The organism is Mycobacterium scrofulaceum, from assembly GCF_002086735.1.
Lineage (GTDB): Bacteria > Actinomycetota > Actinomycetes > Mycobacteriales > Mycobacteriaceae > Mycobacterium > Mycobacterium scrofulaceum.
On the sequence record NZ_MVIJ01000110.1, the window covers coordinates 1 to 4,456 of the forward strand.

The window sequence follows — 4,456 nt, forward strand, 5'->3', positions numbered from 1 at the left end:
TTCTCTTGGGCTCGCGGCCTGAGTCGCGGTAGTGTCCCGGTGTTTCCGCAGTTCGCGCGGCTGGCTGCTGAAGAATATGGTGCGCAACAGGTGTGGTGCAAGGACTCATTTGTCAGCCGGTCGGCTGGGAGAGGTTGAGCTGGGCCATAAGTTCGCGGTTGGCGGCGCGGGCGGCGGTGAGGTCTTGGTCGCGTTCTTCGAGTTGCAGCCGTAGCTCGACGATTTGTTGTTCGAGCGTGACGATGCGTTGCTGAAGTTGCTCGATGTCGGTTGGCGCGCCGAGTCCGCTTGCGCGCCATGCTTGTTCGCCGAGCAGTTCAGACAGACGGATCTCGAGTTGTTGGGTGCGTGCGGCCATGCGGGTGCAGCGGTGCTGGGCGGCGAGCAAGTCGGCCTGCAGTGAGGCACGGGTGACCTGGTGACCGATCTCGGATTTGTCTGGTGGCTGGGTTGCAGCGGCGTGGATGCGTTCGAGCAGGTCGCGGTGGCGGTATAGGAAGGTGCGGTCGACTCCGGCGCGTTGAGCGATGCTGGTGGCGCTGAGTTCTGCGCCGTCTTTGATGGCGACCTCGAGGGCGGAAAGGACGCGTTGGCGGCGTCTGGTGGAGTCGGCTCGTCGTCCGTCGATCATCGCGTCGAGGGCATGGGTGGTGTTGGTGGTCATGGGGTTCTCTCTGGGCGCAGGTCGGGCAGGATTTGGCGGGTGCGAGGCATGCCGAGCATGACGCTGCGGTGTCGGCGCACGACGGTGACGGCTTGTTGAAGTTGTTGTCGCTGTTCGGGTTCGAGTTCGCCGAGCCCGTTTCTGATCTGGTCGATCAGGCGGCGGATGCGGCGGATTTCCTCCTCGGAGGGCATCGCCTCGACGCGGGCCCAGTCATCGAGGTCGGTGGTGGCGAGCAGGCGTTCCCGGGTGCGCAGCAGGTCGTCGAGGTAGGCGCGCAGGTCGGGCAGATAGGAGACGTCGGTGCGGAAGTGGTCGCATCCAGCGCAGCGGAACCGGAACGGACAGGCACCGCCGCCGGCCTTGACGTTGGACGGTTCGGCGCAGACACCGAATGGAACCGCGACCTCGCCGACGGCGCGACGGGCGTGTTCGGAGTCCAACAATGCTTGGGCTTGCCGCCAGATGCGGTTGCCATGCCGGTCGAACTGCATCGCGGTGACGCGATCGACGGCTTCACGGCGGCGGGTTTCGCCGATGCGGTAGTAGCAGCTGGTGGTGTCGAGTTTGCGGTGCGACATCAGCTCACGCAACACCTCGATGGGGACGCCGGCGTCAGCGTGGCGTTGGGCGTAACTGTGCCGGTAGGCGTAGAGCACCACCTTGCTCTTGTCATATTCGACACCATCGGCGTTGCGCAGCACCGGCAGTCGGTCGACCCAGGTGCGGTGGGCGAACGCGAGAGAAAAGCCGGTGATCGCGCGGCGTCCGCCGGGGTTGCGCCGGTCGGTGGGCAGCAGCTTGAGCTCGCCGATCGGAGTGTTTGGGTAGCGGTTCCGGACTTGTTGCTGCTGGGCGAGTATTACGGCGGCGGTCTGCTCGCTGATCGGCAGGCGTCGTGCGAGCCGGTTGGCCTTATGGTTGTCGTAGATCAGCACGGGCTGTCCGTCGTCGTCTCGGGTCAGGCAGTCGAAGTCCAGCTCGCAGATCTCTTCGGGACGGCGGCCGGTGTCGATGGCCAACTCGACCGCGGTGCGCATCTCTGATGAGGTCAGTTCATCCAGGTGTTCGCATAACTGCTTCATGATTTCCGGCGGCAGGTCCCGGTTGGGTTCGCCCGGTTCGGGTTCGACAGGCACGTCCGCCTGCCCAATCACAAAGTCCTCGCCCAGCCCGGCGGCGATGCCGCCGGGCCGCGTCAGCCCCATCGCCCGGATGCGGGTGAGCACGGCACGAACCTCGCGGCAGGCCCGGATCCGGGCATCGCCACTGATCTGACCGACCGATTCAAGGTAGGCCAGCCGGTGCAGGAACGCCTCCATATCGGTGCGTCCCAACGCCGCTGGGTGTTCGCCGCGGTCCTCGCGCATGCGCAGCGACTCTGACAACCGCACCAGGCAGCCGATGTAGTGGCGCACGGCCAGGCCGGCGCTGGTGCGCCGCCCGGCTCGGACACGTCGTTTCGGCAGGTCATCGGCGGCCCACCGCTTGGCGGCCTCCCGCAGCCAGGACTGGCTGATGCCGGTAAACGACACCGTGCCGTGATGCCCAAACACCGCCAGGTCCCATTCGTCCTGGGCGACTTCGGTTTCCGGGCTCGACAAGGCGCGCCGAGCATGACCGATCAGGCAGTTGACCAGCCCGGTGAACTCCAGGCCCCGGCCGTCACCGATGACATAGTCGGCGATCGACCCCACCTGCTGGCCCAGCAAGTCGTTACAGAACGCGCGCAGCACGGCCTCGTCGGTCTTGACCGCGTTGATCCGGCAGCGCTGCTGCAAGCCCACCAGCAATTCAGCGACCACCAGCGGCGTCAGGCCCCGCAGACTAACCTCGCCGCCGCGACCGATCGCTGGTTCGGTTGCCCGCCAGACGATTTCATCTAAATGTGGGTCACGTGCGCGGACGGTGCGCAGCCGCTGCTGGTGCGCCTCACAGTACAGACCGTCGGGATGGCGCCGCTGGCGAGTGCAGGCGGCCACCGCGCACGGCGGACACGGCGGAAGCGGCCTGGTTTGCCGGTGAGCACGGAACTCGTCGACATCGGCAACCGGCAAGGCGCGCAGCTGTTCTGCGTGGGCGTGACACAGCCCGGAACTCGCCGATTCCCACTCGCGTCGACAACCGTCGACGACACAAGCATCCGGCCCGCGCCCCATTCGTTCGCGACCCCGCGGCGGAAGCGAGGCGATCTCGTCGTCACCGAGCCCGTGTTCGGCAAGCCGACGCCGGCACGAGGCGCAGATCCGCGTCGCTGCCGGCGCGGATGTCAAACAGCCCGACGCGCGGCAGACCGGGCGTCCCAGCAGCGGATGCTCCGGTGCGAACGACAGCACCTTTCGCGCCGCGTCCCAGCCGGCTTCGGCGAGGAACGCGGGATCGATCACCACGGTGATCGACGCAGCGTGCCGGTCGATTCCTGCTGGATCGGCGAACACGTGCACTCTGCCGGCGACGATCGCAGCCGTCGGCATCGTCACGGCGCTCACCCGTCCGTCCCGGCAAGCTCGCGGGGACTGCGGACCCGGTCGACGGCCTCACGCAACCGGGCCGGGTCGGGATGCAGATAGACCTGCGACGAACTCATCGCCGCATGCCCCAGCAGGGCGGCGATCTCGTCCAGACCGGCACCGGCGTCGGCAAGGTTACTGCCGAACGCATGCCGCAGCCGATGCGGCGTCATATGCTCGATTCTGGCCCGCCGCGCGCAGGCGGTGATCAATTCATTAATCGTATCCGGGCGCATCGGTGCGCCGATCGGCTCGCGAAACAGGTTGACCAACAACAAATCCGACTCAGCCGCCCGCGGCACCGCAAACCGCTCGAACTCGTAGACATCGAACAGCTGAACCGCCAGAAAATCCAGCGGCACCACGCGTTGGCGACGCGATTTGGCCCACGCGCCGTTCGGATTCTCCCGCCGCACCACATGCAGGTGCGCTCGCGGGATTTCACAGCCCAGCAGACGTGAGTCGGCCAACAGGTGAACGTCCGAGCGCCGTAGGCCACACAACTCGCCGCGCCGCAGCCCGGCCCTGGCCATCAACAGCACGATCAGCCTGTCCCGCGCCGACTGGCAGGCCCGCAGCAGCGCCACGATCTCGGCATCGCTGGCCCGGTCCACCATCGCCTCTGGCTCGTGCAACCGATGCCGCGCCCGCATCCGCCAGGCCATCCGATGTTCCTCACCGCGGGCCTGCGCGGGCAGGTCACGCTCGTCGGCCAGCTCATAGATCAACGGCATCAGCTCGCCAGGCGCCTGACCGGATGCCACCGCGTGAGCGACGAAGCCCCGCACCGCGGTCAGCACACCGTTGATCCGCCGCGCCCCACGCACCGGCTCAACGCCCGGACCAGCCAGCACCTGCCCACCCGCCACGACCTCGACACCGCTGGACTGCGGCCCCGCGTGACGCAGCCAGGTGATGAACAGCCCCAGCGCCGCCACCCCGTCATGCCAATGCCGGCCGGTGCGAACACACCAGCGCAGAAACAATGCGATGGCGCCCGCATATGACCTTGTGGTCAACTCCGAACCGTCACGGCCGAATCGGACATGCCGCAAGAACGCATCCGCTTCGGCCACCACCGCCAAATCCTCATCCAGCACCGTCCAGTACCTCGCCCCGGACGGCAACCTCACCAGAAACGCCCGCACCCTGATCTCCTCTCGCAGCAGGCAGCTTTACCACTACCAGCCACGAGCACCACACCCCGGGAGATCTGTTGCAGAACCGGGCCGTGTCGCCGGTTTACGCAACGTCACACAACAGGGCAGCTAACCCCAGAAAA

The 4,456-nt window shown here is 66.9% G+C and carries 3 protein-coding genes; all 3 read right to left on the reverse strand.

Annotated features, from left to right (window positions below; translation table 11 throughout):
• Positions 1 to 112: 112 nt before the first annotated feature.
• The 3 genes from BST44_RS28740 to BST44_RS28750 are packed head-to-tail and all read right to left on the reverse strand — an operon-like array spanning position 113 to position 4,322.
• Positions 113 to 664 carry a DUF6262 family protein gene (locus tag BST44_RS28740; RefSeq protein ID WP_080711234.1) on the reverse strand — a complete coding sequence of 184 codons (552 nt, stop codon included), beginning with the start codon at positions 662 to 664 and terminating at the stop codon, positions 113 to 115.
• Positions 661 to 3,138, reverse strand: coding sequence for a tyrosine-type recombinase/integrase (locus BST44_RS29960; protein WP_224189089.1), 2,478 nt, complete (start codon positions 3,136 to 3,138; stop codon positions 661 to 663). Before BST44_RS29960 ends, BST44_RS28740 begins: the two co-directional genes overlap by 4 nt.
• Positions 3,139 to 3,149: 11 nt before the next feature.
• The gene (locus tag BST44_RS28750) at positions 3,150 to 4,322 is read right to left on the reverse strand and encodes a tyrosine-type recombinase/integrase (protein ID WP_033710464.1); all 1,173 of its coding nucleotides are present in this window, start codon (positions 4,320 to 4,322) and stop codon (positions 3,150 to 3,152) included.
• Positions 4,323 to 4,456 lie beyond the last annotated feature (134 nt).